The sequence below is a fragment of the Burkholderia sp. E168m23 genome (genome assembly GCF_016586125.1).
GTDB lineage: Bacteria > Pseudomonadota > Gammaproteobacteria > Burkholderiales > Burkholderiaceae > Burkholderia > Burkholderia orbicola.
Genome location: NZ_BCPP01000820.1, coordinates 1 through 3,315, shown reverse-complemented (window position 1 = coordinate 3,315; position 3,315 = coordinate 1). Strand labels below are relative to the sequence as shown.

Below are 3,315 nucleotides of genomic sequence, written 5' to 3'. Positions count from 1 at the left end.
GATGATGGAGCAACAGTGATGGACGACCGCAACGCCCTCTTTTCCGAGCAGACCTTCGCCCGCGCGGTCGAATTCGTGTGGCGCGAAGCCGAGATGCTCGACCGCCGCGACTATCGCGCGTGGCTCGACCTGTGGGCCCCGGCCGGCCACTACGTGGTGCCGATCGATCCGGACACGACCGATTTCGCGGCGACGCTGAACTACGTGTTCGACGACCAGGACATGCGCGAGAAGCGCGTGCAGCGGATGGTGTCCGGCTATTCGGCGTCGGCCACCGACGCTGCACGCACGGTGCGCACCGTGTCGCGTTTCACGCTGGAGAGCAGCGGCGCCGATACCGTCGAGCTGAAATCGGCGCAGGTCGTGGTCGCGTACAAGCGCGGCGTCGCGACGCTGTTCGCGGCCGACGTCACGCACAAGCTGCACGTCGATGCCGACGGCGAGATACGCATTGCCGAAAAAGTCGTGCGCCTGATCGACTCGACCGAAGCGCTCAGCGCGATCGGCTTCCTGCTGTAAGCCGTGGCCGGTTCACCGTCGCCAACGCAATGGTGAGCCAGCCACCTTCACCTGTGAGCGGCTGCCGGCTCGCGATCGCCAGCGCAAAGGTGAGCCGGTCACCTTCACCTTTCCGGACGACCATGCCCACACTCGAAGTTTTCCTGCCGGCCGGCCACGACGACGCGCGCAAGGCCGAGCTGATCGCCCGGCTCAGCCACGCGACCGTCGACGCGATCGGCGCATCGATCGATTCGGTGCGCGTGCTGCTCACCGAACTGCCCGCGACGCATATCGGCCTCGGCGGCCGCAGCGCCGCGGACGGCGCGCCGCCGTCGCTGCCGGTGATCGTCGCGATCCTGATCGCCGGCCGCACCGATGAACAGAAGCGCGCGCTGATCGCCGCGCTGTCCGACGCGGGCGCGAACGTGCTCGACGCGCCGCTGCAAGCCACGCGCGTAATCATCAAGGACATTCCGAACACGGATTTCGGCATCGGCGGCCAGACCGCGCGGGCGCTGGGGCGCTGACCATGCGCCGCGCGTCGCTGCCCCGCCATGACGCGCCGACGCGGTTGCGCTCAACCGTCGGCGAGCGGCAGCGTCACGCGGCAGTCGAGCCCGCCGCCCGCGGCCGGCGTCGCGGCGATCCGCCCGCCGTGGCGCGTGACGATGCTCTTGCACAGCGACAACCCGATCCCGTTGCCGCCGGCCTTCGACGACGAAAAGCCGTCGAACAGCCGGTCGTGCGCGCCCGCCTCGATCCCCGGGCCATTGTCGAGCGCACGCAACTCCGCATGGCCGGCCACGTTCGCGGTGCCGAGCGTCAGCGTGCGCGGCAGGCGCTCGCAGCCGGCGAATGCCTCGATCGCATTGAACGCGAGATTCAGGATCACCTGCCCGATCAGCACGCGTTCGCAGCGGATCGGCAGCGGCGCGTCGGCCTGCACGATCGCGACCGTCACGCCGGCCTCCTTCGCGCGCAGCTCGATGAAGTACGCGACGTCCGCGAGGATGTCGCGCAGGTCGGCGCGCGCGACGACCGGCTCGCGCTTCACGATGAATTCGCGCACGCTCTTGATGATCAGCGCCGCATGCTCGGCCTGCCGGTCCGCGCTGCGCAGCCCCCAGATCGCGTCGTCGACGGCGCCGTTGCCGTTCAGCCGCCGCACCGCGCCTTCGATGAAATTGCGCACCGCGGCGAGCGGCTGGCTCAACTCGTGCGCGATCACGGTCGCCATCTCGCCCATCGCGTTGTAGCGGCCCGCGTATTCGAGCATCCGCGCCTCCGCACGCCGGGCCTCCTCGATCGCGACTTCGTCGCTCACGTCGCGGAATTGCACGAGCAGCCCGTCGAGATCGCCTTCGATCTCGACCTGCCGGCACAGGATGCGCAGCCAGCATGCCGAGCCGTCGCGCCGCACGATCCGGTAGCGCTGCGGCGCGGACGGGCATGCGGACGGCGCATCGCGCAACTGCGCAATGAGCCGATCGCGATCGGCCGCGGAGCAGTAGTCGAGCACCTCGCCGAGCGGTTCGTCGGGCGCGAGCCCGAGCACGCGGCGGCCCGACTCGCTGATGAACTGCACGCCGCCGCGCGGCGTCACGACCGCGATGCCTTCGTCGAGATCCTGCATGAACTCGCGCAGCCGCGCCTCATAGCGGCGCAACTGCTGGCGGACCGCCTCTTCCGCGCTGATGTCGCGGAACTGCACCATCACGACGTCGCGCCCGCGCAGCGGCACGTAGGTCGCGGTGGCCTCGGACAGCATGTCGACGCCCGTGCGCGATCGATAGCACCATTCGTACACCTGCGGCCCGTCGACGCGCGCACGATCCCAGGCGCTCACCGCGATCTCGCGCTGGTACTTCGGCTCGGGACGCGTCATGTCCGGCGCCTTCAGCGGCAGCAATTCCTCGACGGAAAAGCCGAGCGCGATGCACGCGGCGCGATTCGCCCACACGATCGCCCGGGTGTGCGCGTCATGCAGCAGCACGCACGTGGTCAGCGCGTCGAGCAGCCGGTGGAAATCGTCTTCGTCGGGAAAACTCATGATCGGATTCGGAGGAAGGCGCGCGGCATCGCGCGGCCGGAAACCCAACATAGCACCGGCACGCGCCGATCGCATCTGAAGATTTCTTTAGGCCGGCACGGAGCGTCACCAGTCGCGCGGCCCAACGCACCAATTGCTGCGTGTTTTCGGCGTTTCTAGACTGGTTACATCGTCTTGCCCCCCGCAACCGACACCGGAATCGCCCCCATCCCCAGGAGACTTTCATGCCGCAAGCCGCTCTCGCCATCGAATCCGCGCCGACCTCGCCGCCCGCGGCGCGTCCCGCGGCCGCGCCGTTGTCGCCGCTCGACGCGGTGATCGAAACCGTCGCCGCGCGCCGCGAGGAATTCGACCGGCTGTCGCACGTGCCGCGCGACGTGATCGCGCTGTTCAAGCAGGCCGGCATCTATCGCGCGGGCACGCCGCGCCGCTTCGGCGGCGATGCGCTCGCGCCGACCGCGTTCCTCGACATGATCGAACGGATCGCGACCGCCGACGGCTCGGCCGCGTGGGTCGCGAGCTTCGGCTCCGCGAACGTCTACCTCGCCGCGCTGCCGCTCGACACGCAGGCCGAGCTGTACGCGAGCGGCCCCGACCAGGTGTTCGCGGGCGGCCTGTTCCCGGTGCAGCCCGCGCAGGACGCGCCGGGCGGCTGGCGGGTGAACGGCACGTGGAAATTCGCGAGCGGCTGCAAGGGCGCCGACTGGCTCGGCGTCGGCATCGCCGTGCCGGGCGCGCAGGACGCCGCGCCGAACAAGCCGCGC

At 69.9% G+C, this 3,315-nt stretch carries 4 protein-coding genes; 3 read left to right on the top strand and 1 reads right to left on the bottom strand.

All coding sequences use genetic code 11. The features are described from left to right. Positions 1 to 15: 15 nt before the first annotated feature. Positions 16 to 519, top strand: coding sequence for an aromatic-ring-hydroxylating dioxygenase subunit beta (locus tag JMF90_RS30245; protein WP_041489639.1), 504 nt, complete (start codon positions 16 to 18; stop codon positions 517 to 519). A 122-nt stretch (positions 520 to 641) separates the two neighbouring features. Beyond that, positions 642 to 1,028 carry a 2-hydroxymuconate tautomerase family protein gene (locus tag JMF90_RS30240; protein WP_011694648.1) on the top strand — a complete coding sequence of 129 codons (387 nt, stop codon included), beginning with the start codon at positions 642 to 644 and terminating at the stop codon, positions 1,026 to 1,028. 50 nt (positions 1,029 to 1,078) lie between these two features. Here JMF90_RS30240 and JMF90_RS30235 read toward each other — a convergent pair whose 3' ends face one another. Next, positions 1,079 to 2,626, bottom strand: a complete 1,548-nt coding sequence (locus tag JMF90_RS30235; protein ID WP_011694647.1) for an ATP-binding protein — start codon at positions 2,624 to 2,626, stop codon at positions 1,079 to 1,081. 149 nt (positions 2,627 to 2,775) lie between these two features. On the opposite strand from JMF90_RS30235, the gene JMF90_RS30230 reads away from it, so the two are divergent. Next, a partial coding sequence (locus tag JMF90_RS30230; RefSeq protein ID WP_374104290.1) for an acyl-CoA dehydrogenase family protein occupies positions 2,776 to 3,315 on the top strand: 540 nt, incomplete at its 3' end.

Excerpts from the sequence above, each read along its gene's own strand:
- JMF90_RS30240 (WP_011694648.1), top strand. The coding sequence starts at position 642 with ATGCCCACACTCGAAGTTTTCCTGCCGGCCGGCCACGACGACGCGCGC.
- JMF90_RS30235 (WP_011694647.1), bottom strand. The coding sequence starts at position 2,626 with ATGCGATCGGCGCGTGCCGGTGCTATGTTGGGTTTCCGGCCGCGCGAT.